Source organism: Pseudomonas japonica (assembly GCF_013522925.1).
GTDB lineage: Bacteria > Pseudomonadota > Gammaproteobacteria > Pseudomonadales > Pseudomonadaceae > Aquipseudomonas > Aquipseudomonas japonica_A.
Map to the genome: position 1 here is coordinate 1 of NZ_JAAMQU010000047.1, position 454 is coordinate 454.

Below are 454 nucleotides of genomic sequence, written 5' to 3' on the forward strand. Positions count from 1 at the left end.
CAGGACATGACCATCACCTCCAGCCGCCTCGCCGCGAATGACGAAGCTTACCTTGTGGCCGGGGGCAAACTGGACCTGCTCGCCGCCCAGGACAGCGACTACTCGCTCTACAGCAAGAAGAAAAAAGGCCACTTCGGCGCGAAGAAAACCAAGCGCGACGAAGTGACCCAAGTCACCAACGTCGGTAGCGAGATCAAGACCGGCGCCGACCTGCTGCTGGTCAGCGGCGGCAACCAGACCTACCAGGCCGCCAAGCTCGACAGCGGCAAGGACCTGACCCTCAACAGTGGCGGCACCATTGCCTTTGAAGGCGTGAAAGACCTGCACCAGGAGAGCCACGAGAAGAGCAACAGCAGCCTGGCCTGGACCAGCGCCAAGGGCAAAGGCAACACCGACGAAACCCTGCGCCAGAGTGAACTGGTGGCCAAAGGGGACGTGGCGATCAATGCGGTGA

The 454-nt window shown here is 61.7% G+C and carries 1 protein-coding gene; it reads left to right on the forward strand.

The window, feature by feature from the left end:
• Positions 1-454: hemagglutinin repeat-containing protein (locus tag G7016_RS24810; protein ID WP_181118409.1), on the forward strand; the 454-nt coding region annotated here is incomplete at both ends.